Source organism: Mycoplasma milvi (assembly GCF_048284715.1).
In the GTDB taxonomy this organism is placed as follows: Bacteria; Bacillota_I; Bacilli_A; order Mycoplasmatales; family Metamycoplasmataceae; genus Mycoplasmopsis.
Genome location: NZ_JBLWAH010000004.1, coordinates 53,608 through 76,323, shown reverse-complemented (window position 1 = coordinate 76,323; position 22,716 = coordinate 53,608). Strand labels below are relative to the sequence as shown.

At 28.2% G+C, this 22,716-nt stretch carries 25 protein-coding genes, 5 tRNA genes and 1 other RNA gene; 19 read left to right on the top strand and 12 right to left on the bottom strand.

The window, feature by feature from the left end; genetic code table 4:
- Positions 1-7: 7 nt before the first annotated feature.
- Genes rplT through infC form a run of 3 tightly spaced genes read right to left on the bottom strand, consistent with a single transcriptional unit; the run spans position 8 to position 1,169 of the window.
- Positions 8-361, bottom strand: a complete 354-nt coding sequence (rplT, locus tag ACNQ13_RS02680) for a 50S ribosomal protein L20 (protein ID WP_418018791.1) — start codon at positions 359-361, stop codon at positions 8-10.
- A gap of 60 nt (positions 362-421) precedes the next feature.
- Positions 422-610 carry a 50S ribosomal protein L35 gene (rpmI, locus tag ACNQ13_RS02675; RefSeq protein WP_078747323.1) on the bottom strand — a complete coding sequence of 63 codons (189 nt, stop codon included), beginning with the start codon at positions 608-610 and terminating at the stop codon, positions 422-424.
- Positions 591-1,169, bottom strand: a complete 579-nt coding sequence (infC, locus tag ACNQ13_RS02670) for a translation initiation factor IF-3 (RefSeq protein ID WP_416742033.1) — start codon at positions 1,167-1,169, stop codon at positions 591-593. Before infC ends, rpmI begins: the two co-directional genes overlap by 20 nt.
- A 378-nt stretch (positions 1,170-1,547) precedes the next feature.
- On the opposite strand from infC, the gene whiA reads away from it, so the two are divergent.
- Positions 1,548-2,417 (top strand): DNA-binding protein WhiA, encoded by an 870-nt coding sequence (gene whiA / locus ACNQ13_RS02665; RefSeq protein WP_416741844.1) that lies wholly within the window; start codon positions 1,548-1,550, stop codon positions 2,415-2,417.
- Between the two features lie 41 nt (positions 2,418-2,458).
- Here whiA and ACNQ13_RS02660 read toward each other — a convergent pair whose 3' ends face one another.
- The 6 genes from ACNQ13_RS02660 to ACNQ13_RS02635 form a co-directional block, all read right to left on the bottom strand.
- Positions 2,459-3,760 carry an aldehyde dehydrogenase family protein gene (locus ACNQ13_RS02660; protein WP_418035598.1) on the bottom strand — a complete coding sequence of 434 codons (1,302 nt, stop codon included), beginning with the start codon at positions 3,758-3,760 and terminating at the stop codon, positions 2,459-2,461.
- 88 nt (positions 3,761-3,848) lie between these two features.
- A tRNA-Leu gene (locus tag ACNQ13_RS02655) sits at positions 3,849-3,932 on the bottom strand.
- Positions 3,933-4,004: 72 nt separating this feature from the next.
- A tRNA-Thr gene (locus ACNQ13_RS02650) sits at positions 4,005-4,080 on the bottom strand.
- Between the two features lies 1 nt (position 4,081).
- Positions 4,082-4,157, bottom strand: a tRNA-Val gene (locus ACNQ13_RS02645).
- Between the two features lie 3 nt (positions 4,158-4,160).
- Positions 4,161-4,236 (bottom strand) — tRNA-Glu (locus ACNQ13_RS02640).
- A gap of 5 nt (positions 4,237-4,241) precedes the next feature.
- Positions 4,242-4,316: transfer RNA gene (locus ACNQ13_RS02635), tRNA-Asn, on the bottom strand.
- Between the two features lie 539 nt (positions 4,317-4,855).
- Here ACNQ13_RS02635 and ffs point away from each other — a divergent pair.
- Positions 4,856-4,952, top strand: an RNA gene (gene ffs / locus ACNQ13_RS02630) — signal recognition particle sRNA small type.
- Between the two features lie 52 nt (positions 4,953-5,004).
- Here ffs and rplL read toward each other — a convergent pair.
- Entirely contained in the window at positions 5,005-5,376 is a 372-nt protein-coding gene (rplL, locus tag ACNQ13_RS02625; protein ID WP_416738676.1) for a 50S ribosomal protein L7/L12, read from the bottom strand.
- A gap of 34 nt (positions 5,377-5,410) precedes the next feature.
- Positions 5,411-5,908, bottom strand: a complete 498-nt coding sequence (rplJ, locus tag ACNQ13_RS02620; RefSeq protein ID WP_416738675.1) for a 50S ribosomal protein L10 — start codon at positions 5,906-5,908, stop codon at positions 5,411-5,413.
- 564 nt (positions 5,909-6,472) lie between these two features.
- On the opposite strand from rplJ, the gene ACNQ13_RS02615 reads away from it, so the two are divergent.
- The 14 genes from ACNQ13_RS02615 to ACNQ13_RS02550 all read left to right on the top strand — a co-directional run bounded on the left by ACNQ13_RS02615 (position 6,473) and on the right by ACNQ13_RS02550 (position 19,717).
- Positions 6,473-7,843 carry a hypothetical protein gene (locus ACNQ13_RS02615; protein WP_418035596.1) on the top strand — a complete coding sequence of 457 codons (1,371 nt, stop codon included), beginning with the start codon at positions 6,473-6,475 and terminating at the stop codon, positions 7,841-7,843.
- A gap of 19 nt (positions 7,844-7,862) precedes the next feature.
- Positions 7,863-8,177 (top strand): holo-ACP synthase, encoded by a 315-nt coding sequence (locus tag ACNQ13_RS02610; protein WP_418018794.1) that lies wholly within the window; start codon positions 7,863-7,865, stop codon positions 8,175-8,177.
- Between the two features lie 11 nt (positions 8,178-8,188).
- Positions 8,189-8,962: a lysophospholipid acyltransferase family protein gene (locus ACNQ13_RS02605; RefSeq protein WP_418035594.1), complete on the top strand. Its 774-nt coding sequence runs from the start codon at positions 8,189-8,191 to the stop codon at positions 8,960-8,962.
- A complete protein-coding gene (locus ACNQ13_RS02600) occupies positions 8,946-9,710 on the top strand; it encodes a segregation/condensation protein A (protein ID WP_416741836.1) in 765 nt (254 codons plus the stop codon). The genes ACNQ13_RS02605 and ACNQ13_RS02600 overlap by 17 nt, the downstream gene beginning before the upstream one ends.
- Positions 9,700-10,272, top strand: coding sequence for an SMC-Scp complex subunit ScpB (gene scpB / locus ACNQ13_RS02595; RefSeq protein ID WP_416741835.1), 573 nt, complete (start codon positions 9,700-9,702; stop codon positions 10,270-10,272). Before ACNQ13_RS02600 ends, scpB begins: the two co-directional genes overlap by 11 nt.
- Positions 10,273-10,325: 53 nt before the next feature.
- A complete protein-coding gene (locus ACNQ13_RS02590) occupies positions 10,326-11,201 on the top strand; it encodes a pseudouridine synthase family protein (protein ID WP_418027866.1) in 876 nt (291 codons plus the stop codon).
- Between the two features lie 8 nt (positions 11,202-11,209).
- Complete coding sequence (locus ACNQ13_RS02585) at positions 11,210-11,512, top strand: Asp-tRNA(Asn)/Glu-tRNA(Gln) amidotransferase subunit GatC (RefSeq protein ID WP_416741833.1); 303 nt, start codon at positions 11,210-11,212, stop codon at positions 11,510-11,512.
- Positions 11,512-12,837: an amidase family protein gene (locus tag ACNQ13_RS02580; RefSeq protein ID WP_418035593.1), complete on the top strand. Its 1,326-nt coding sequence runs from the start codon at positions 11,512-11,514 to the stop codon at positions 12,835-12,837. Before ACNQ13_RS02585 ends, ACNQ13_RS02580 begins: the two co-directional genes overlap by 1 nt.
- Positions 12,830-14,251: an Asp-tRNA(Asn)/Glu-tRNA(Gln) amidotransferase subunit GatB gene (gene gatB / locus ACNQ13_RS02575; protein WP_418018797.1), complete on the top strand. Its 1,422-nt coding sequence runs from the start codon at positions 12,830-12,832 to the stop codon at positions 14,249-14,251. Before ACNQ13_RS02580 ends, gatB begins: the two co-directional genes overlap by 8 nt.
- Complete coding sequence (locus ACNQ13_RS02570) at positions 14,235-15,308, top strand: YhjD/YihY/BrkB family envelope integrity protein (protein WP_418035592.1); 1,074 nt, start codon at positions 14,235-14,237, stop codon at positions 15,306-15,308. Before gatB ends, ACNQ13_RS02570 begins: the two co-directional genes overlap by 17 nt.
- Positions 15,309-15,748: 440 nt before the next feature.
- Positions 15,749-16,258, top strand: a complete 510-nt coding sequence (locus ACNQ13_RS02565) for an MAG0490 family ComEA-like DNA-binding protein (RefSeq protein WP_416741829.1) — start codon at positions 15,749-15,751, stop codon at positions 16,256-16,258.
- The gene (locus ACNQ13_RS02560) at positions 16,180-17,580 is read left to right on the top strand and encodes a ComEC/Rec2 family competence protein (RefSeq protein ID WP_418035591.1); all 1,401 of its coding nucleotides are present in this window, start codon (positions 16,180-16,182) and stop codon (positions 17,578-17,580) included. The genes ACNQ13_RS02565 and ACNQ13_RS02560 overlap by 79 nt, the downstream gene beginning before the upstream one ends.
- A gap of 3 nt (positions 17,581-17,583) precedes the next feature.
- The gene (gene holA, locus ACNQ13_RS02555) at positions 17,584-18,519 is read left to right on the top strand and encodes a DNA polymerase III subunit delta (protein ID WP_418035590.1); all 936 of its coding nucleotides are present in this window, start codon (positions 17,584-17,586) and stop codon (positions 18,517-18,519) included.
- Positions 18,476-19,717 carry a hypothetical protein gene (locus ACNQ13_RS02550; protein ID WP_418027869.1) on the top strand — a complete coding sequence of 414 codons (1,242 nt, stop codon included), beginning with the start codon at positions 18,476-18,478 and terminating at the stop codon, positions 19,715-19,717. Before holA ends, ACNQ13_RS02550 begins: the two co-directional genes overlap by 44 nt.
- Before the next feature lie 26 nt (positions 19,718-19,743).
- On the opposite strand, the gene ACNQ13_RS02545 is transcribed toward ACNQ13_RS02550, so the two are convergent.
- Entirely contained in the window at positions 19,744-20,667 is a 924-nt protein-coding gene (locus ACNQ13_RS02545; RefSeq protein ID WP_418035589.1) for a nucleotidyltransferase, read from the bottom strand.
- Positions 20,668-20,814: 147 nt separating this feature from the next.
- On the opposite strand from ACNQ13_RS02545, the gene rpmF reads away from it, so the two are divergent.
- From rpmF to ruvB, 3 genes are all read left to right on the top strand, one after another.
- Positions 20,815-21,015 (top strand): 50S ribosomal protein L32, encoded by a 201-nt coding sequence (gene rpmF / locus ACNQ13_RS02540; RefSeq protein ID WP_416741824.1) that lies wholly within the window; start codon positions 20,815-20,817, stop codon positions 21,013-21,015.
- A 128-nt stretch (positions 21,016-21,143) separates the two neighbouring features.
- Positions 21,144-21,743: a Holliday junction branch migration protein RuvA gene (gene ruvA / locus ACNQ13_RS02535; protein ID WP_416741823.1), complete on the top strand. Its 600-nt coding sequence runs from the start codon at positions 21,144-21,146 to the stop codon at positions 21,741-21,743.
- Positions 21,718-22,671 carry a Holliday junction branch migration DNA helicase RuvB gene (ruvB, locus tag ACNQ13_RS02530; RefSeq protein ID WP_418035588.1) on the top strand — a complete coding sequence of 318 codons (954 nt, stop codon included), beginning with the start codon at positions 21,718-21,720 and terminating at the stop codon, positions 22,669-22,671. The genes ruvA and ruvB overlap by 26 nt, the downstream gene beginning before the upstream one ends.
- Positions 22,672-22,716: the final 45 nt, after the last annotated feature.

Here is a 22,716-nt window from a genome sequence, read left to right as displayed (position 1 = left end):
CTTTAAATTATTTAGCTTCTTTAGCAATTTGAACTAAAACAGAAAATGTTTTTGGTTCATTGATTGCTAATTCTGAAAGCATTTTACGGTTAATTGTAATATTTGCTTTTTTAAGACCATTGATAAATCTTGAATAACTCATTCCTTCAGCTCTAACTGCTGCATTAATACGAGCGATTCATAATTTTCTAAAGTTTCTTTTAACTTGTTTACGGTCTCTGAATGCATATGTTCATGATTTAACAACTGCTTGTTTTGCTACTTTGTAACCGATTGATTTGTGTCCAAAGTATCCCTTAGCTAATTTTAATCACTTTTTACGTCTTGCTCTTGTAACTGTTCCACCTTTAACTCTTGCCATAATTATTCCTTTCTAATAACGTAATTATCTATGTATTTGAAATCTAATTGATTAACAAGATTAGATTAATGCTTTAAATCTTTTAAGATCTGATTTTGACATTTGAGCAGATTTACGTGATTGACGTTTTTGTTTTGTTGTTTTGTTTTGAGCTAAGTGAGAACGATATGCTTGTTCTCTTAAAATTTTACCTGTTCCTGTAACTTTGATACGTTTTTTTAACGCACTTTTAGTTTTCATTTTTGGCATTTAATTCTCCTTCTTTAGCTTCTTGATTTGAATCAAGATTCTTTTCTTTTAAGTATTTTTGAATTTTTTGTTTATTTGGTTGGAGATTCATGTCAAGGAAACGATCGTTAACTAATTTAGGTTCTGATGTTTTTTCAGCAATATCTTGCACTAAGGCAAAAAACTTTTCAATTGTTGCAAAACCTAAATCTTTTCTTCCTATTTCGCGACCTCTTAGTTTTAAAGAAACCTTAATTCTGTCACCTTTTAAAAGAAATTCTCTAGCTTTTCTTGCTTTAGTTTGCAAGTCATTTTCACCAATCATTGCAGTTAATCTAACTTCACGATTTTGAATTGTTGTTTGCTTTTCTTTGAGTTCCTTGTTTTTCTTCTTACGGTCATATTTGAATTTTCCGTAATCTAAAATACGACAAATTGGTTTAGGTTCAACACTAATTAAAACTAAGTCCATTTTATAGCTTTTTGCTATCTCAATAGCTTCAGATGTATATTTAACACCAAGTTTTTCACCATCAGGTCCTAATAAAAAAACTTGTTTAAATGGGATATCTCCATTAATGTAATGTTCTGAAACTGGTTTTTTTCCTTTTGTTTGAATAATAACTCCTTAAATAAAATTTAAATTTAATAAAAAGTGGTTTCCCACTTCATCTACTAAAAAAGGTATCAGAATTATGATACGTTTAATTGTAGCTAAACCCAAGACTATGGTCATCAGGTGAGAAGTGTCTTCTACTTTTCTGCAATTAACTCTATTGCTTTTTAATTTTAACAAAAAAATTCTGATTGTGAAATTTATAAATTGCTTGATTTGGATTTTTTAATAACTTATAAGCCTATATTTAGGTGGGATTCATTTTAACAGTCATTTTGAATGAAAAAAATTTAAAAAAATCAATCGTTTTGAATACAAAAATAATTTTTTATAATTGATTTTATGAAAAAGACACATTCAACTTCATTTAGTTTTGAAGTCAAAAAAGAAGTAATTAATAGTATTAGTAAAAAGCCTGAAATCGTCTCATTTATTAATGGGTTAGTTTTTTGCTCTGGTGAACTAGATAAAAATAATAATTATGTTTTATCCATTAAAAATGAATATTTAATGGATAAGGTAATTCGCAAACTAGATAAAATTCACATGCCTTATCAAAAGCAAGCAAATTGAAAATCCAAACTTGTTATTTTACCTAATGCAATGATTTCTCCAGTTCTTGACTACAAAGACTATCTAACATACTTCTTTGCTGGTGTCTTTTGTGGTGGAGGTAGCATTTCTGGTAAAAATTCAACTTCATATCACTTAGAAATTGCTTCTCACAATCAAGCTCATTTACAACAAATACAAGCAAAACTAAATGAATATGAGTTTAATTTTAACTTTTTAGCACGTGGAACTAAATTTATTATATACAACAAAAATAAAGAAAAGCTAATTGATTTCCTAGCAGCAATTAATGCCAAAAACTCATGATACGATTTACAAAATTTAATAATAAAACGGGATTTTGAAAATGTAACTAATCGAATCAACAATATTGATCTAAGCAATATTAATAAAATAGCCCAAAGCACAATTCGCCATATTGAAAATATTAATTATATCTTTGAGCATAATTTGGAGCAATATTTTGACGAAAATCAACTAGTTGCTTTCCGCATAAAGTCAGAAAATAAATGAATTTCATTAGCTGAATTATCTTATTTATTACAGCAGCAACATAATATTTATATTTCTAAAAGCGGTCTGAATCACTGATTTCGAAAGCTTGATATGGTTGTTAAACAAGATAAAAATTCATTTTAAAAATAGGAGCACTCTAAGGTGTTCCTATTTTTAAAAATTTCCTATTTTTTAAATTTAAGAGATTGTTTTATTATTCTGTGAAAATCTCTAGAAAAGATTATTTTATTTAAAATACGTGTGGGCATAATGCGTTTATTTCTATTAATAAAAATACTTCTTTGGTGACTAAAAGTAATAAAGCCAATATTACCATGATACTTTCCAATTCCACTATTGCCAATACCACCAAAAGGTAAGTTTTGATTATAGATAAATTGAGAAGTTGCATTTCAAGCAATGCTTCCGCTTGATATTCACATTTTTATTGTGTCAAATATTTTTTTATCTTTTGAAAAAACATATGCAGATAATGAATCATCAAGCAGTCTCAATTCATATGCTAATTCATCAAGGTCGTGATAAATTCTTATTGGAAGTATAGGACCAAAGATCTCTTCTGTGGCTAATTTGCTCTCTTTTTGCAATTGGCAAAGGTAAATTTTATGGGCATTATAGTCAATGTCTTGCTCTAACATTTGATTTAAACGACTGATACTATTTGCATTTATCAAGTGTGCAAATTGTCCTTTACCATTCAATTGATTGTCTAGCAATTGACGCAACTGAAGAGTAAACTCTTTACGAAAGCTTTCAGCTATTGTTGCATCAATCAAAATAAAGTCTGGTGCCAAGCATGTTTGACCAGCATTCATTAATTTGGAAAAGATTAACTCTTGACATGTTAAAGCTAAGTCTGCATCCTTAGTAATGATAACTGGATTTTTGCCACCTAATTCAAGCACACAAGGAATCATCTTGCTAGCTGCTTTTTGATACATGATCTTTCCAACTGCCTGAGATCCTGTGAAAAATAAGAAATCTGTTTCATTATCAATAATTCGATTAGTTTCTTCTATGCTGCATTCTACAACTTTTACTTCATCCTCTGCAAAGACATTAGCTATAATTTGCTTGATAATTGCATTAGAATGCTTTGAATGTTCAGATAGTTTTAAGATTACCTTATTCCCAGCTGCAAATGCATTAATTAATGGAATAAATGCTAATTGTAATGGGTAATTTCAGGGAGATATAATAAATACCGTACCATATGGTTCATACTCTATTATAGATTTTGTGCCTAAAAGAGAAATTGGTGCAGCAACACTCTTAGGTCTTGCTCATTTATTGATCTTTCTTATGTATAAATTTAATTCATTAATAATTGGCAAAATCTCTGTCATGTTAGCTTCATTTTTAGATTTTCCTAAATCTTTTTCTAATGCTAAGCACATATCATCTAAATTATTGTAGATTGCTTTTTTTAAATTCTTTAATTTGTTTTTTCTTTGTTTAATATCCATAGTATAAATATTAACAAATTTTAAGAAATAAAAAAAATAACGTTAGAAGTTCTAGCGTTATCTTATTTAAAACTTTTTATAAGATAATTGGTGCGCGAGAAGGGACTCGAACCCTTATGCCGGAGGCACTAGAGCCTAAATCTAGCGTGTCTGCCAATTTCACCACTCGCGCATAAAATAAGGTTTAAAAATTATTGAACATGACGTCCAATAATAGATAAATTTTCCAATTTAAACCAGTTATTGGTGCCGTTTATAGGACTCGAACCTACGACCTACTGATTACAAGTCAGTTGCTCTACCAACTGAGCTAAAACGGCATGGTGGAAGATAAGGGACTCGAACCCATGACATTCGCCTTGTAAGGGCGACGCTCTCCCAACTGAGCTAATCTTCCAAATGGCAGTCTGTACGGGGCTCGAACCCGTGCATGCATGGATGAAAACCATGTGTGTTAACCACTTCACCAACAGACCATAAATGGCGCCGATTATTGGGATTGAACCAACGACCAACTGGTTAACAGCCAGCTGCTCTACCGCTGAGCTAAATCGGCACGCCTTATTTATTTATATCGCTTATATATTATAGCACACATTCAAAATTTAAGAAAAATATTTTTAATTTTTTTCATTCAAATTTTTGCCATGTGTTTAAAAGCAAGAATATTATAGCATGAAAATTAGAAATCATGTATTTTTTATATAAAAAATATTATTTTAATTTATAGACGATTTAGCACGTTAACTGCGATAAAATAAGTCTTAACGTTTAACACAATAAAGAGAATATATAAAATGCACCTAATAATTTTGATCTTTTATTTTTATAAGTTAGGATCACTTTTTTCATTTCCTATTTTTATATTAATTAAAAACACCCCGTGATTTCATTGAAGTATTATATTTATATTTGTTTTCCTTAATATATACAAATTTATATGTTTATAAAAATTAAACTATGATTAAATATCATTTTATTTTGTACTTGTAAATATTGATGTTTAATCTTTACTATATATTATTAATTGGTCAGCTAGAGCAAAAATTTATAGAAAAAAATAAAAATTTAATAATGGGCTAAAAATTGATATAATAATCATGCCATTAGAACGATAACACCCTAACCTGGTCAGGATAGAAATAAAGCAGCCACGTGGGAAAGTATTGTGTCTAGTGGTTTTTTGTTTTGGCTAAAAATAAAAAGAAGCAAACGCTTCTTTTTTTAAAATTATATATAAGAAATTATTCAACTGTAACTTCAGCACCAGCTTCAACAAGAGCTGCTTTAATTTGTTCAGCTTCTTCTGGTTTGATGTTTTCTTTAATAACAGCAGGTAATGTATCAACAATTTTCTTAGCGTCCATTAATGGTAATCCTAATAAGTCTTTAACTACTTTAATAATAGCAACTTTTTTACCATTGTCAGCTTTTAAAACAACTTTAACGCTTGATTTTTCTTCGCTTGCACCTTCTGCTGGAGCAGCAGCAACAGCAACAGCAGCTGTTGGGTCGATTCCGAATTCTTCTTTCATTGCTTCTACAAGTTCCATAACTTCTTTAATTGACATTTCTTTTAATGATTCAATAAATAATTCTTTTGTTAATTTAGCCATAATATAATGTCCTTTCTTAAATTTGATTTATATATTATTCTGATTTACCTTCACTTACAAGTTTAAGTGATAATGAGATTTGTTGTAATGGTGCCATCATTGAACGTGCAAGGATACCAAGTGCTTCTTCATATGTAGGAAGTGTAGCAACTTCGTTAACACCTTTAGCATCAATAACTTTTCCTTCAAAAGTACCAGCTTTAACTACCATTAATTTGTGTAGCTTAGCAAATTTTGTTAATAATTTAGCAGCAGACATATCATCATTGTTTGAAAAAGCAAAGATGTTAGGTCCTACTAAATAATCAGCTAATTCACCGATACCTGTTTCGTTTGCTGCAAGTTTAAATAAACGATTTTTGTAAACTTTGATATCAACACCTAATTTTTTAGCTTCTTTTCTGAATTCTTCTAATTCTGAAACTGTTAAACCACGGTATTCAGCAAAAGCAACAGCTTGTGAGCTTTTGATTTTGTCAACGATTTCTAAAACAACTTCTTTTTTAGCTGCTTTTAATTTTGATTCTGACATATTTTCTGCCCCCTTTCAAAATTTATTGCAATACAATTGAACATTTGAAGTGATACACTCGGTAACCATAAAATTAAGCTTGCGCAGTTACTGTCTTTATGTATTGCTAGTTAATTATAATATAAAAAATCTAAAAGTATAATGAAAATGTATTTTTTATGTTTTAAACTTTTTTGATATTTATCCCATTGTTTAAGTCTTAAAAATTACTTCTCAACTGTTTAAATTTTTGTAACTTTAAAATATTTACTATATTTTCAATTTTAACACTTAATATAAGACTTATTAATATAGTGAAAAGACATTTGAGCTGTGATAACCATTAGTCAAACCAGTGGTTTAAGCATTTATTTATAGATATTTTAATCTAAGAATTTCTATTAATTAAGTTTATTTATTAAAGTTTTACAAAAATTTGCTCTTTTATAATAATTTTTTAAATATTGCAAAATTAGCATTAATTGAGATGACAATAAATTAAATATTATATTCTTATTACAAAAATATTTTAAAAATTTCTTGCTTTACAAAATATGTATTGTTATAATAATATGTGGAGTATGAATGTTAAAGAAAACCAATATATTAATATTAACATTATTAGCTAGTGGTATCAAAAGTCTTGATACCAAATTTAATGCAGTTAAAAATGGTAAAACACATCTACTTTTTGATCTTGAACAAGCATTAAAAATATGACCAATGTCCCTTGTAACAAGAAGTAAAAATGAAAAATATGTATTACCAATTGGCCCTAAATCTGATAATGTTATATTAAATTGTAAATATATTGATATTATTGAAAATTTACCTATAGTTATAAAACTAAAAGGCATCTTTTCAAAAGAAGTTTTTAATGATTTTTTAGATGTTTTTTACTGATATATTGGTGAACCAGTTGTTGAATATCGTGATGCACTAGATTTAAGAATGCTTCGCAACCCAACTGATTACATCGAAAGCCTTTTTGATGGGACAGTAATTAAAAACGAAACAGTCTTTTCTTTAGGTGGCTATGACTTTAATTTTATTAATGATGAAAGTTATAATTATTTGTTTTCATCACCTAAATTTTTCGCACAAGATACAATGGACGATGAGGTCCTTCTTTTGGACTCATTAAATCGTCCATTTTCTTATACAAATTTTAAAGATATTGGTAATTTCTCTAACTTAATAGTTGCTAATTACTCAACACATCTATTTAAATCTCTAAGTGAAGCCAATATTCAGTTTTGCTTACGACTAAACAGTTTACATGACATTTATAAAAATATTTTTACAAAAGGATATAAAATATCTCTAAAACTAATGGAACAGTACAAAAATAATCTTTTAGGTCGCCCCTTTTTGCTCAGGAAGACTAATATAAACTACAAAAAATACTATTTATATTGCTATTTTGTCCCAACTGGTGATGAAGTAAGAACAGTAAAACGTGACTTATTAGTTGATTTTTGATGCTCACCTAAAAATGAAAAACATTGCTTTGAAATATTTCAAGAAACTTATGTAAGATTTTTCTTAAGTACGAAGAAACTAGTTTTAAAAAAATTAAAATTACTACCAGTTTATAATTCGGACCTAGAATGGAATCAATATGTATTAAATAAAGTTAACTATATTTCAGAGAATTTGACTAAAGGTCATACTCCTAAATCAATCTATTATTTAGGATTATATTTACTTTTTGTGGAGGCAGCTTTAAGTGATATAACGAGTCGCATTAATACAATTATGCAAAACATTTATTCTTCAAATCATCATTATAGTTTGAAAGATGTAGTTGAAATATTAAAATTTAATGAATCACTCAGTGGTGTAAAAATGGCTACTTATCAAGTTTCTCCCTCTGTTGCAGTCACATTGGACAAATTACGTTATTACAAAAAGTTTTTAGAATTGCTTGCATCCATTATTAAAATTAATCAATAAATTTTATATAATTCATTACATGAATGGATTAGGAATAGATATTACAAATATTTCACGTTTTTTAAATAAAGGTGAAATATTTTGAAATCGCGTTTTATCATCTGACGAATTAGTTTACTTTAATAAACTTGATACACCTGATTTAAGGGCTAAATTTCTAGCACGCTCATGAGCTATTAAGGAAGCAATTTTTAAAGCTGATAATACTTATATCGATTTTAGAAAAGTGAACATTAAAAAAGATCCAAAATCTAAACTATGAAAATTCAAAGATTTTTTAATTTCAATTAGCTATGCTGATGATTACATTATAGCTGTTGTTACCAAGCAATAAGAAAGGCTTTTATGAAAAAAACTGCATTAAATATAACTTTTAAGAAAATTATTTTATCTCCATTATGAGCTGCACGCTTTTTGAACCTAAAACTCAAATACCATAAATATAAAAAAGATTCCGATCAAATGCAATCTGTCGAGCGTTATAGATATTTACTAAAATTAAGCAAAAAAATTCTAAAACTATACAATATTGATATTGTGATTGAAAATTATGATAACTTACCTGTGTCAGGTAGTGTTTTACTGACGCCAAATCATAAGTCACTTTTTGATCCACTTATTATGCTAGTGGCTTTAGAAAAACAAACTTATGAAGCAAATGCTAAAGAATTAATTCCAACATTTGTTGCTAAAAAAGAATTAGCTGATGCTAAATTTATTAAAAGTGCATTGCATTTACTAAATACATTTTTTGTTGATCGTAATAGTATTAAACAAAGTCTATTGGAAATGAATAAATTTGCAGAATTTATTAAATTAAACAAAACATATGGTGTTATTTTTCCAGAAGGAACTAGAGTTTTAGATCAACCACTTGGTGAATTCAAATCAGCTCCTTTTAAACTCGCACAGAAAGAATATCTTACAATTCAACCTGTAGCTATTTTACATTCACAGGAAGCCGATAATAGTAAACGTAAAGGCAGATTAACGGTAACAGTAAAATTCTTGACACCTCTAAAACCTAATAGTTTTATTACTCAAGATTCTGCTAAGGTTGCAGCTCATGTACATTCAATAATCCTAAAAGAGGTTGATACTGATGGCGCTCAAAACTAATCCTTACTACAGTGAATATACATTTCAGTTACAAGATTTTGACGGACCATTAGATTTACTGTTATCTCTTATTAAAGACAAAAAAATCAGTATTTTTGATATTAACTTGGTCGAACTAGCTGATCAATATTTAAAAATTATTAATCAATTAAAAGATAGTGAAATTGATATTGCTGGAGACTACTTAGTTATGGCTGCTACTTTATTAAAAATTAAAGCTAGCATGGTTTTACAAGACCCAGAAGCTGATGAACCTGCTGAAGTTGTTGAAGAAAAGAAGAAATTGATTCAACAACTTGTGGAATATCAACAATTCAAAGAAATTAAAGAAGCGCTAAGAACATTTGAATCTGACCGTGAAGACATGTTTATCAAAGCACCTTCAAACGTAGATGATTTTATTGTTGATAGTGATGATTCAAGATTAGATGGTCATTCTAACCCAGTTAAACTTATTTCAGTATTAAGAAAAATGTTTGAAAGAGTTTATGCACAACACCTACGGACAACTAAATTAGAAACATTTAACTTATCACCTTCTGATCAATTTCCATTTATTAAAAAATTACTGAAAGAACATGAAATATTAACTTTTGAAATGGTCTTTACTCAACCATCTCTAAATCACTTTGTCGTTACTTTGCTTGCTGTTTTAGTATTGGCTAAACAACAAGTTCTAGTAATTGAACAAAAAGAAGAATTTGGTGAAATAACTATTAAACGAGGAGAGCTTTACAATGAAAAATAAGATTTTAGAAGCTTTATTATATATTCAAGGAGATGATGGTTTAACACTCGAACAAGTGAAAGATATCTTCTCTTTAGCCACTTTAGCAGAAGCTAAAAAAGTTATGTCCGATTTCCACACCTATTTTAATGATATGGAGCTAGGAATCAAGGTTGTTAACTTTAATGAAGTTTATAAATTTGCAACCAGAGAAACATTTAAGGATTATGTTTCAAAAATGGTCTCAATTGTTAAAAAGCAAAGATTATCTAATGCTGCAATCGAAGTTGCAGGAATTGTTGCTTATAAACAGCCAGTTACACGTAGTCAAATTTCAGTAATTCGTGGTGTAGCATCTGATCAAGTAGTTAATACATTACTTGTTAAAGGTGTTATCGAAGAAGTTGGAATTGCACCAACACCTGGAAACCCAGTTTTATATGGTGTTACTAACAAATTTTACGATCACTTCAAACTAACCAGTATGCGTGATTTACCTAAATTAAACGAATTCAACTACGTAGAAGGTGTTGAAAACGAAAACAGCGATTTCGATTTATTTTCATCACAACGTGAAGAATAAGTTGGCGAAGCCAATTTTTCTTTTTTAATAATATAATAATATAAAGAGGTTTTATGCTAGAAATAAAAGCAACAAAAAATGACGCTGGTAGAAGTGTATTTAAAGTAATTAGTAAATATTGTTCAACACTACCACTAAGTCGTATAGAAAAAATCTTTCGTAAGAAAGATATCAAAATAAACAATGATAGAAAAATCACAAAAAATCAAATCATTAATGAGGGTGACTTAATTTCAATTTATGGGATTTTGGAAGATAGTGCTGAATTTAAGGAAGCCCAAGTAAATACAGCTAAACCTAATTTTAAGGTCTTATATGAAGATGAGAATATTTTAATCATCGATAAGCCAACTGGCATAGAAGTTCATGGTGAAGATAATTGCCTTGATAATCAAGTCCTAACTTACCTTAACTTTAAACCTGTAGATAGTTTTAAGCCTTCTCACATTGGGCGTTTAGATAAAGAAACAAGTGGTATTATTCTATATGGGAAAAATTATCAAACAGTTTCATATTTTAATGATCACTCAGATAACCTAATTAAGAAATATACTTTTTGAAGTAATATAAATCTAGAAAAATACACTAGTGTAAATCCGTTAGAAATTACTTTATACTCAGCTAAGGATGAGCCTAACAAGCGTATGAAAGTAAGTCCTAAAAAAATTCAAAACGGAAAAATTACAACTACTTTATTTTACATGGAAGATGGCAAAAAAGTGGCTCAACTTGTTACTGGTCGTAAACACCAAATTAGAGTAACATTGAAATACTTGGGATATCCAATTTATGGGGATAGAAAATACCATGGTCCAAATGCTAAAAGATTACAATTACATTCATATAGTTTAAAATTTCAAAATATTACAGGTGATTTAAAATACCTAAACAATTATGAAGTATTTTCATTACCCAACTTTAAAAAATAGGAGTACAAATGAAGCAAATTTCAAGAGAAAAATTAATAGATATTGTACAATCTTTAATGTTGCGTCCAAATGACGATGTTTTAGATAAAATTTTAGTTTCTTGAGAGCAAATTCAAGCAGACCTTGCTGGACTCAATGCTTTAAATTTAGAAAATATAACACCAATGGAAAGAATTAATGAAGACTTACACATCGATCTCTTACGTGAAGATGTTGAAGATGATTCATATTCAATTAATCAATCCAATATTTTAACTAATGCTCCAGCAACTAGCGGAGAATTTGTTGCACTAACAAAGGTGGTAAAATAATGAGACAATATCGTAATAAAGGAAATTATGCAAAAGCTTATAGTGAAGTAAAAAAAGATACTAATAATGCTGTAGCATACCTATATCCAGAAAAATCTTACCAAGAAAAAGAAACTACATTCAATAATGTTATAGCGACAATTAAAGATGTTTTCGCAACAAATGATGCCCCTACAAGAGCTTCTAGTTTAATACTTGATAATTTTCAACCTTTTTATAATGCAACTGTAGTTCAAAAGCTAATTGATGCAAATGCGAGAATTATAGCTAAAGTTAATAATGATGAATTAGCTCTTGGTGGGACAGGTACATATAGTGCTTATGGGCTTGTAGTTAACCCACGTGATCCAGAAAGATTTGTTGGTGGTTCATCATCAGGATCAGCAGCTACAATGACACCTAATATCGGTTTTGCTTTAGGGAGTGATACTGGTGATAGTGTTAGATTACCAGCTGCCTTTAATGGTTTAGTTGGATTTAAGCCTTCATATGGAGCTATTAGTAGATATGGTATGTTTGCTTATGCTTCATCATTAGATACTGTAGCTTATTTTACACACAATGTTAATGATGCAATAATTGCTGCTCAAACATTATTTGGAAAAGATTATAAAGATATGACTAGTGTTGATGTCAAAATTACCAACGCTACTAAGACAAAACCAAATAAGATTGCTTTCTTAGATTTTAGTCCTTTTGTCAAACCTTATGTAAATCAAGCAATTGGGCAATTTATTGAAAAAATCAAAGCCAATGGAACAGAAGTAGAAATTATTGAACCTAATTTAGAAATTTTAAATGCTATTAATATTGTTTACCGTGTAGTAAGTTTCTCAGAGGCAAGTTCAAACTTAGCTAACTTAACTGGAATTGGTTTTGGTAGCAGAGTGAATGGTAATTCTTGAGAAGAAATTATGCTTAATACTAGATCTCAAAAGTTTGGAAAAATGGTACAAGAACGTTTAGCATTAGGAAGCTACTTCTTATATACAGAAAACCAAGAAGAAATCTTTATTAAGGCGCAAAAAGCACGTAGATTAATTAAGAACTATTACACAGAATTACACGATAAATATGACTGTGTACTTTTTCCAGCCTATTCAGGTATTGCTCCAAAATTTAATGAAGATACTTCAGCAAATAAAGTAATGAACTTTATATTAACAGGGGCTAACTTAACTGGAAACCCTTCAATTACAATACCACTTGGTATGTATGAACATATGCCATATAGCTTTGCACTTGAATCAGCTATTTATAGTGATGAAAAATTACTAGGGTATGCTGAATATCTTGAAGAATTGAGAGGAGAAATCAATGGATAATTTTGAAGTAATTATTGGTATTGAAATTCACGTTGAATTAAAAACCAAAACTAAAATGTTTTCACCTGCTGGAATTGATTTTAATGCTATTCCCAATTCTAAAGCAAATCAAATTGACCTAGCTTATCCCGGAACATTACCTCAAGTGAATAAACAAGCTGTTAAATATGGTGTAGCTCTTGCTAAAGCTCTTAACATGGAAATTGATGACGAATTACACTTTGATAGAAAGAACTACTTTTACCCTGATTTACCTAAGGGTTACCAAATCACTCAATTTTTCAGACCTATTGGCAAGAATGGTTCATTAGTTATTCCTACTAGTTTTGGCTCTAAAACAATTAAAATTGAAAGAATTCACCTTGAAGAAGATACTGCAAGACAACATCACGATGAATCTGGCACCAAATTAGACTATAATCGTGCTGGTATTCCGCTTATTGAAATCGTAACTTATCCAGTTATTCGTACAGCTGAAGAAGCTGCTAACTATGTAGATATGATTAAGAAAACTGTCCTTGCTTTAGAAATTTCTGAAGGAAAACTTGAACAAGGTTCGTTAAGAGCTGATATTAACATTTCGCTTAGACCTTATGGTGTGGAAAAATTTGGAACTAAAGTCGAAATAAAAAATATGAACTCAACTTCTAATATTAAGAAAGCAATTGAATATGAAATTAAATTACAAAGGGAAAAATTACTTCGTGGTGAAGTAATTCTTCAACAAACAAAGCGTTTTGATGATACCAATAATCAAACAGTTGTCATGCGTACTAAGACAGGGACAACAGACTACAAGTACTTTGCTGATCCAAATATTCCTATCATTAAGCTTTCAAAGCAATTTATTGATAGTGTTAAAATCAATGAATTGCCTAATGAAAAACTAGCCAGATATACTAGTTATGGTATTCAAAATATTTATATTCAAAGTCTAATTGATGACTATGATTTAAGCAAATATTTTGATTCAATTCCTTATGAAGATAAAGATAAATTATCAAAGGTATTTTTTGCTGAAGTTGTTTCACTAGCTAACTCAATGTCTAAGCACACTACTGAATTAGCTATTGATCCTAAATTACTTTCTCAAGCATTAGAGTTGCTTCAAGATGAAGTTATCTCTGGTAAGTCACTTAAAAAATTAATACCTTTATTAGTTAACTACAAAGGTCAGTTAGAACCATTACTTGTACAACATAACCTGAAACAAATTACTGATCCAATAATTATCAAAAATCATATTGTTCAAATAATTGATAAAAACAAAGAGATGCTAGCTGAATATAACACTCGTCCAGAAAGAGTTATTAAGTTTATTCTAGGTGCATTGATGAAAGAAACTGGTGGACAAGTGAGCCCAGTACTTTCAAACGAAATTGTTGTAGAATTATTAAATGAAATGACAAAGTAAAAAAAATGATTTTTATTACAAGCTAACAAAAAGCAAAAATAAAAATCGCTATATTAAAAAACAATTTCATCAAAACTTAATTTTTCCAGATCGTTTCGTTATTTTCTTGATTTTATATGAATTTTTAATAAAGAAAATTTTAATTACTTTCTTTGCTAAATTACTTTTAAGAGCCAGAAATGATAGCGAAAATCGTAAGAGAATTAAAGTTATTGATAATGTTTATACAAACTTTAATAGCAAAGAATATAACTTCATTTGACTATCAAGTGCTTTTTACCTTCTAATCTCTTTTGTTCCTGTAATTTATATCGTTTACTTACTTAATCTCTTTGTAAGCAATATTCCATCCTTTTATAACTTTGTTGGAAAAGATTTTGCCACTGAATTCTCTTCACGTACGTTAGGGAGATTCTTGCCTGGGTCACAATCTTATTTAATTAATATTGTCGCAGACCCAAGTGCTGGCTTTTCTTCCAAAACTATTTTGCCAAACTTACTTTTATTCCTTTCATCACTTTATATTTCAAGTACAGGATATGGTAAGCTCATTTCTTCAGCTAACTATATTTATGAACATTATAAAATGGGAACTTATTGAGGAAACAAAATAAAAGGATTTTTTATTGTGCTATGTGTTTCAGTATTGTTTTGAGCTTTCGCTACAGCTGATATTATGCTAGAAAAACGAATTGATCCCAGACCTAATAATTGACTCAATTTAATTGTTTATTTCACATTTACAACTGTCTTTGTATTTGTTTTATTAATTATGTTATTTAAACTAATACCATCATTTAAATTGAATCTAAAAAGCATTTATAAAGGAGCTATGCTATCTGCAACTCCAACTATTTTACTTGTATTACTATTTAATACTATTAATAGTTATTTCAACTATGATAAATTCGGTGGGGTTGTTGGATTCTTTTTCACAATAGCTTTCTTTATTAACTGGTTTGTTTATTTTATGTTTTTAGGAATTACCTTTAACAATGCATATTATAAAAACTATATTAGCACACGGACAATTAACAAAAGACAATGATTATTTTAATTTTATTCAACTTATCATGTTAGTATATTCTGACATGATATTTTTATTTACCACTATAAGATAAGGATGTAAAAAATTAAAATGTAAAAAATATTATTTCTGATTAGAAAAAAATAGTGTATTATATCTATGGGACATGAGAATGTCCTGTATACTGCTTAAATAGTAAACTATTTATTATTTTGTACTAAGTTATTGTGCTTAAAAAGTCGCATTTTAAGCAAATCATTTATATATACATATTTATTTTTTATTTTACAACTTGTTTTTTATTTCTTATATATCTTAATATATTTTATAAATTCTTACACATCCAGTATTTTATTTTTATACATATAATATATAAGGCCACAGATATCTGTGGTTCTTTTTATTATTTACTTTTATATGTTTTTGTTCAATTTGAGTTCTTTTTTATTCAAATTTAATATATAAAATGTATGCAAAAGAAAAAAATCTGACTTTATTTAATTGGGCTTTCACTAGCGGGTGCCATTTCAGGTTTTGTCCTTTCTCAAAGATTGAATCAAGGGCAGATTTCTGAAGGCCAAGACAAAAAAGATAAGCCTGAAAAAATCTATCACTATCGACTTAGCGGTAATATTTTGCATACACATATTGAATCATTAGCTCCACTTACATATCGCGAATTGTTCTTTTTAGCACAAGCTAAGACTGGCTCAAAATTTGATAAATTTAAGCTAGATGAATATGCTGATGATAAAAAAATAATTTTTGTTCCTAAATATGATTGAACACTATATTGAAGTGACATCAAATCAATGAGTGATTTTATTGCCTTTGGAATAGACAAAAAATATGCAAAAATATTATTTGAATATCATGAGAAACATAAACAGGATACAGTGACATGAAAAGATGTCGAATCAATAAAAGGCATTGGCTACAAAACCTTTTTAAAATTAAAAAAATTCTTAATTTTAGAATAATGTGGATCAACTTCTTTATTTGCTTATCTCTTTTTGCCTTAATGATGAGTACAAATCAATGGCTCTTAGCCATCCCAATTGCAATTTTAATAGTCTATATCGCTTGTATAAATTTCAAGTTTATGTGACTTATATGACTATGTTTATTTATTTGGTTTATATTTTGAAATATACATCACTATATCTATTTAATTAATTGATATGAATATAAGGATGTAGTAAATGGACGTTATACAGTAATTGACGTAACTGAGAAAAATGTTTATATCCAGGATCAATACTTACGCAAACTTGTTGTATGAAAAAGTGACCTATATCCTGATATTACTTTGTACTCACAATTTTATGCTAGTGGAAAATTAATGCCTATGGACTATAATTCAAATTATTATGCATCAAACAATATTTATTATATTCTCAAAGTTACTCACTACACTAGATTAGAAAATTGGTGAAATGTGAGACATTGATTTTTTAAATATTATTTACAAAAGGATTTAGATTATTATCAATTAATAATCCCCTTGCTTTTTGGTTTTAATATTCAAGTCCATAATAACATAATTGAATCACTTAAAGATATGGGCGCAGTACACTTAATTGTTGTTAGTGGTTTACATTTTGCCACTATTTACGGACTAATAAAACTATTAACCATTAAAATTGATAAAAGCAAAATACTGTGCACGATCCTAATAATTATTTATTTCTTTTTTGTTAAAAAGTCAATTTCAGTCTTTCGTGCTTTCACATTCTTATTAATTCAACAATTTCTAATAAAAAAACATTGACACCATAGAATATCATTGCATCAGATATTATTTTGAATATCTTTTGTCTACTTGCTATATTCACCAAAAAATGTTTTAAACCTTGGTTATTGATTGTCATTTATTTTAACTTTCTCTTTAGTACTTTATAGCCAAGGACAAGCTAAAATAGAGGAAGAAAAGCAGAAAAACATCACATATATGAAGGCTTTATACTTATTAAAGATTTACTTTCTCTCATGATTTTTATCAGTCACTATAATCTGCGTGCAGCAGCATGCATTTAGTATTTTAAGTTTTCTTTATATTTTATTTTTGACTCCTATTTTTCAATTTGCAATTATCTTTTTTGCTATATTTTTTCCATTAACATTCATCTGTAGTCCAATTTCCTATTTATTAAGCAGGTTAATAAGTTTGCTCCATAGCTTTAATTTACGGGTCGAAATTCCACATAGTAACTATCTTTTAATACTATACGTATTGGACTACACAATCTTGTTGAAACAATCATTAATTTACAAAAAAAGTGAAACAAGAAAGTATAATTAAGTTATGACAATTATCACTGGAACAAATCAATATTTTATCAATCAGAAAATTAAAGAAATTAAGCAGCAATATAGGCCAGATTCTATTTTTGAAATAAAGGAAGACTCATTAGATTTAGACTTACTTAGCAATATATTGCTATCCAATTCTTTATTCTCAGTAGACAAGCTTTTAATTATTTATAATCCAAAATTTTATAAAGATAGAAGCTTCCTTAAAAATAACAAAATCACACTTGAACAGTTAGCTGAATTATTTAATCAGTCAACAACAAAGTGTTTAATTTATCTAGAAGAAATTAAACCAACAGACAACAAATTCCTTTCCCTTTTACACATAGAAAATAAATTCGAATTTCAAGCTTATAATGAAAAAGAATTTAACCAATGAGTTAATAAACGTTTTGTTGAATATGGATTAAAAATTAATTATAGTGACTTGTTATATTTTCTAACAAAAATCCCTAATGATATTGCAATAGCACAGAATGAAATTGATAAACTAGTATTATTAAATGAGCCCATTAATAAGGCATTGATCGATAGCTTTATCACACAATATCCAATTGATGATCCATTCTACTTTTCAAATGCTCTAGGGACAAATGATTTGCATGAAATATATTCAAAATACATATTATTAAGTGCACAAGGTGAAGATGTAACTAAGTTAGTATATACCATTAGCAATACAATGTGCTTACTAAATAGATATTTTTCATATTCTAAAGCTATTTTGCAGCGTGATTTATTAGCCAGCAAGCTAAACATTTCATTAAAACGACTATTTGTGATTGAAAAAATTGCAAATAACTATAAGTCAAATGACGTGATAAGAATTCTTGCTGAATTGGGCGACCTTGACTATAAAATTAAAACTACGGGGGTAGACTCAAATGATTTATTCCAATCTTTCTTGACAAAAAACTTCGGAAAATAAAATTAATTCTTTCATTTTCTTAGACGAAGAAATCCTTAAAAATAATGAATTAATCGTTTCAGTAAAATATTTCGAAAACATCTTAAAGAAATTAGGTGAATTAAGTGCTTTTAACTATGAAGTAGGTATAGTAGTACCTGATTTATATAATTTTTATAATTATCATCTTATGTTGTTAGATGATGAAAACGAAAACTTGGCCAAAAAAAGAATCAAGAATTTGCATCTATTTTTGTCAAAGGCATCAAAATTGAACACAAAATTTTTCTTTACCTTAGACTTTCATAGTATTGCATCTTTTTCAGACGTACTAAGCAGAGTTGATCTTAATAGCTTCGAAGTTAAAGAAAATATTGATAATCACTCGTCCCTAAAATATAATGATTTACTCTACACGCAAGTTATAAAAATTAAAAAAGATAATTCTGATAATGAACTATATAACCACATAAATAAAATTTATGCTAATTTATCAAAATATGTCGAAATTGAAGGCTTCTTTATTAGCAATTTATTTGATTTTTGTCAAAACAAACAAAACCAAGTATCTTCAGATGACTACAAATTTCTTGTAAGTACCTTTCAAAAAGTTATGAACACCATGCATATTGATATAAACATTTATGAATCAAATAATAAAGCTGCTTTATACTTACACAAGAGATTGCAACCATTAGAAGTTTATGCTGATGTAGTTTTAGCACCTCAATTTAGCGAAATCATAAAAAATATTGAGTCATTATATAAGAAAAATTTAAATGTGGTGTTTAACGCAAATAAGTTTTTATCAACACGAACTGGATCTTTATCTTATAAAGATACTCAAGTACGTATAATTCTTGAAAATCTCTCTGTCTCTTCAAAAAATTATTGTTATTATTTTGCATTTGAAAATAAAGAAGATGAATGAAAAGTAAACTTATTTGACTATCTATTATTGCAAGATAATATAAATAGTTATTTCATTTCAACTCTTTATAAGCGTAATGATATATTACATTATAATCGACCAGGTAATTTATCAAAAATAGTAACTTATTGTTTTAAAGCTAATACCTATAAGTATATTAGCACTAGCGACTCTGAATTCAAATTCAGCTTTAGATATCAAAATATTAGACAGCACATTAAAATCATGTGAAAAAAAATCCATAAGGAGGTTCATTCTTATGGATATAAATGAAATAAAATTAAATAATTTGAAGCGAGAACTCTATGTTCTCGTTATTTTTTTATCTTAAGTAAAATATTCAGATAAGTTCGTTGAATTCTGCTTCTAGTATATCTTTTTGAAATGCAGGCATCAATAAAACTGTAATAGTTATTATTTAATTCCACTTGTTTTTTAAACAGATTTTCAATGCCTTCATCTACAAGTTTATATTGAGCTAATTTACTTGCTGTTTGATTTTTTATTATTTTTTTAAATTTAGGATAAGTAACTGAAATATCTCTTTTCGAGTCATAAACTAACTGCATTGGAGTATAAGCTGAAATATCTTCATGTTGCTTGAGCATCTCTCTAATTTTAGAAGCACTAGCAAACGATGATCTTACCTCTTGCGCATGAAATTCTATTGTTCTCTCCATGCTAATAGGTTGAATTGGAAAATCGTTATCAATAATAGTTTTAACATATTCAAGTCCAAGAATATCATTTGGCATTTGTATATTTTGACCCATTAGTTCCTGAATTGCTAAGTTGTTTGCTTTTGGATAACTATTACCACCTGATTTTAAATATTTTTTTACTAAAGTATTATATTCAGGTCGATTTGACTTAATTGCTTTAGCAATACTAATTAATCTTTCAACATCATTGGTTTCTGATCCGAAAACTAAATAATCAATCTTTTGTTTTGCCAATAATTTAACACCTGATTGAGCAAAAATATGTGCTGCTTGAATTACATCTTTATCTTCCATCTTCACAACTTTATTTACTCCAAAAGCTTTTGCAGCTTTTTTACGTGAGCTAAAACTAGCGCAAGTAATTTCTCCTCTTTGAGTAAATTTATTTGACATAGCCACTATAATATAGGCATTTGGAATGTTATTTTTGATTCAATTAATTTGATAAATATGTCCATTATGAAATGGATTATATTCTGCAATTATTCCTACACGATTTTTCTTATTTTTTTTCACAAATAAATTATAATTAGATTACTTAAAATAAGTATGATATTTTTACAAAATTAATAACTATTTTTACTAATTAAATATTTTTAAATTTTAATTTTTATAATATAATAAATTAGCTTATTAATTAATACATACTTCAAAGGGGGTAAAATGGCTATTGTTCCAAAACGTAAAACGTCTAAACAACGTAAACACAAAAGAAACACTCACTCAGCTTTAGATACACCTAACCTTGTATCTTGCAAAAACTGCAGTCAAAAAATTGAACAACATGTTGTATGTCAATTTTGTGGATTTTACAAAGGTAAAAAAGTTGAAGGCTATGTTGCATTAAACGACAGAAATAAATAATAACTTTTTATTAATTAATCATTCTTATAAATAATTAAAGCACTGGAAATAGTGCTTTTTTGTTTACTTTTAGTTCTTTTCACCTTAAAAATAATTTAAATAATGAGAGATAAAAAGAAAGGTAAATAATGAAACTATATATTATTGGAGAAATTGTTTATAAAAACAAGAATAACATCATACTGGAATCACGTTCAGAAGGATATCTAATGACTGTAGCTGACGAGTCTAGATATGAAGTTGGACAAAAAGCTAAAATCTATTTATATGAACATAAAACAGAATATAATGAATGCACATATGCATTTAAAGATTTTAAAGAACGTTTATTGTTCATTGACTTAGTATCTGTTGAAAAGATCGGGCCTAAGATTGCAATGATTTTACTTGACAAAGGTTGAGAATACATTGCTCGTTTAATTGCACACAGCAATTATCAAGAATTGGCTTCTATTCAATTTATTAACGAAAAACTAGCAAATCTAATCTGTGTGCAATTATCTGAAAAATGATCAAAAATCATTTCAAATGCAGATAACAAGAAAGCTGAAAAATCACAACTACGTGAAGAATTAAATAAGACATTACAACAATTAGGCTTCCAAAAGAGTCAAATTGATTTAGCAATGAAAAAACTTAAATTCACAGATAACATAGATAATATGATTGAAGAAAGCATTAAACTCATAGCTAACGAAAGCAATGACGTATCTAGACTTGAGGCCTAATAAATTTAGTGAATTTATTGGGCAACATAAATTAGTCAAAACACTTCAAGCTATGATGCGAAGTGCTAAAATTCAAAACAAAATTCTAGATCATATATTACTTTATGGATCAACCGGGATGGGTAAAACTACATTAGCAACCTTGATTGCAAAAGAAAACCAATCTCGTATTCACTATATTCAAGGTGCTAATATTGAAAAGAAAGCTGACTTAATCAGTGTGCTTTCAGTCATTAACGAAGGTGATGTTGTATTCATTGATGAGATTCATAGTATAAATAAAAATGTTATTGAATTCTTATATGGTGCAATGGAAGATTTTGTTTTTGACTTAATAGTAGGTGCAGATGGCAACTCGCGCGCAGTAAGAATGAGAATTAAACCCTTTACATTAATTGGCGCTACAACTAAATTAAATGAAATCTCTCAACCACTTAAAGATCGCTTCGGTTTTGTTGGTAGAATTGTTAACTATACTCCTGAAGATATCTTTAAAATCCTAAGCATATCTAAAAATAAACTAGCCATTGATGTAACAGATGATATTTTAAAAATTGTTGCAAGTTACTCGCGCAGTACGCCTCGACTTGCTAATCACTTACTTGAACGAATAAATGATTTTGCTTTAGCACATAATAAAGGTCTAATTAATAAAAGAATAGTTAAGAAAACCTTTAAATATCTTGATCTTTATGAGTTTGGGTTAACTAAAGACCATATTGAGTACTTAGAAGTACTTAAAGAAGGATTTGAAGAGAAATATGTTGCTTTAGATACAATTACAGGCTTACTTTTACATACTAAGGAAAGCATAGTAAATGAAATTGAACCTCCTTTACTATTGTTAAAATTAGTTGAAAAAAGTTCCAAAGGCAGACGGATAACTTCTGAAGGAATTGACTATTTAATTAGGCAAAATTTATACTAAAATTTATAAAAAAGTCAAATATTGCTATATTTACTAGGTAATATT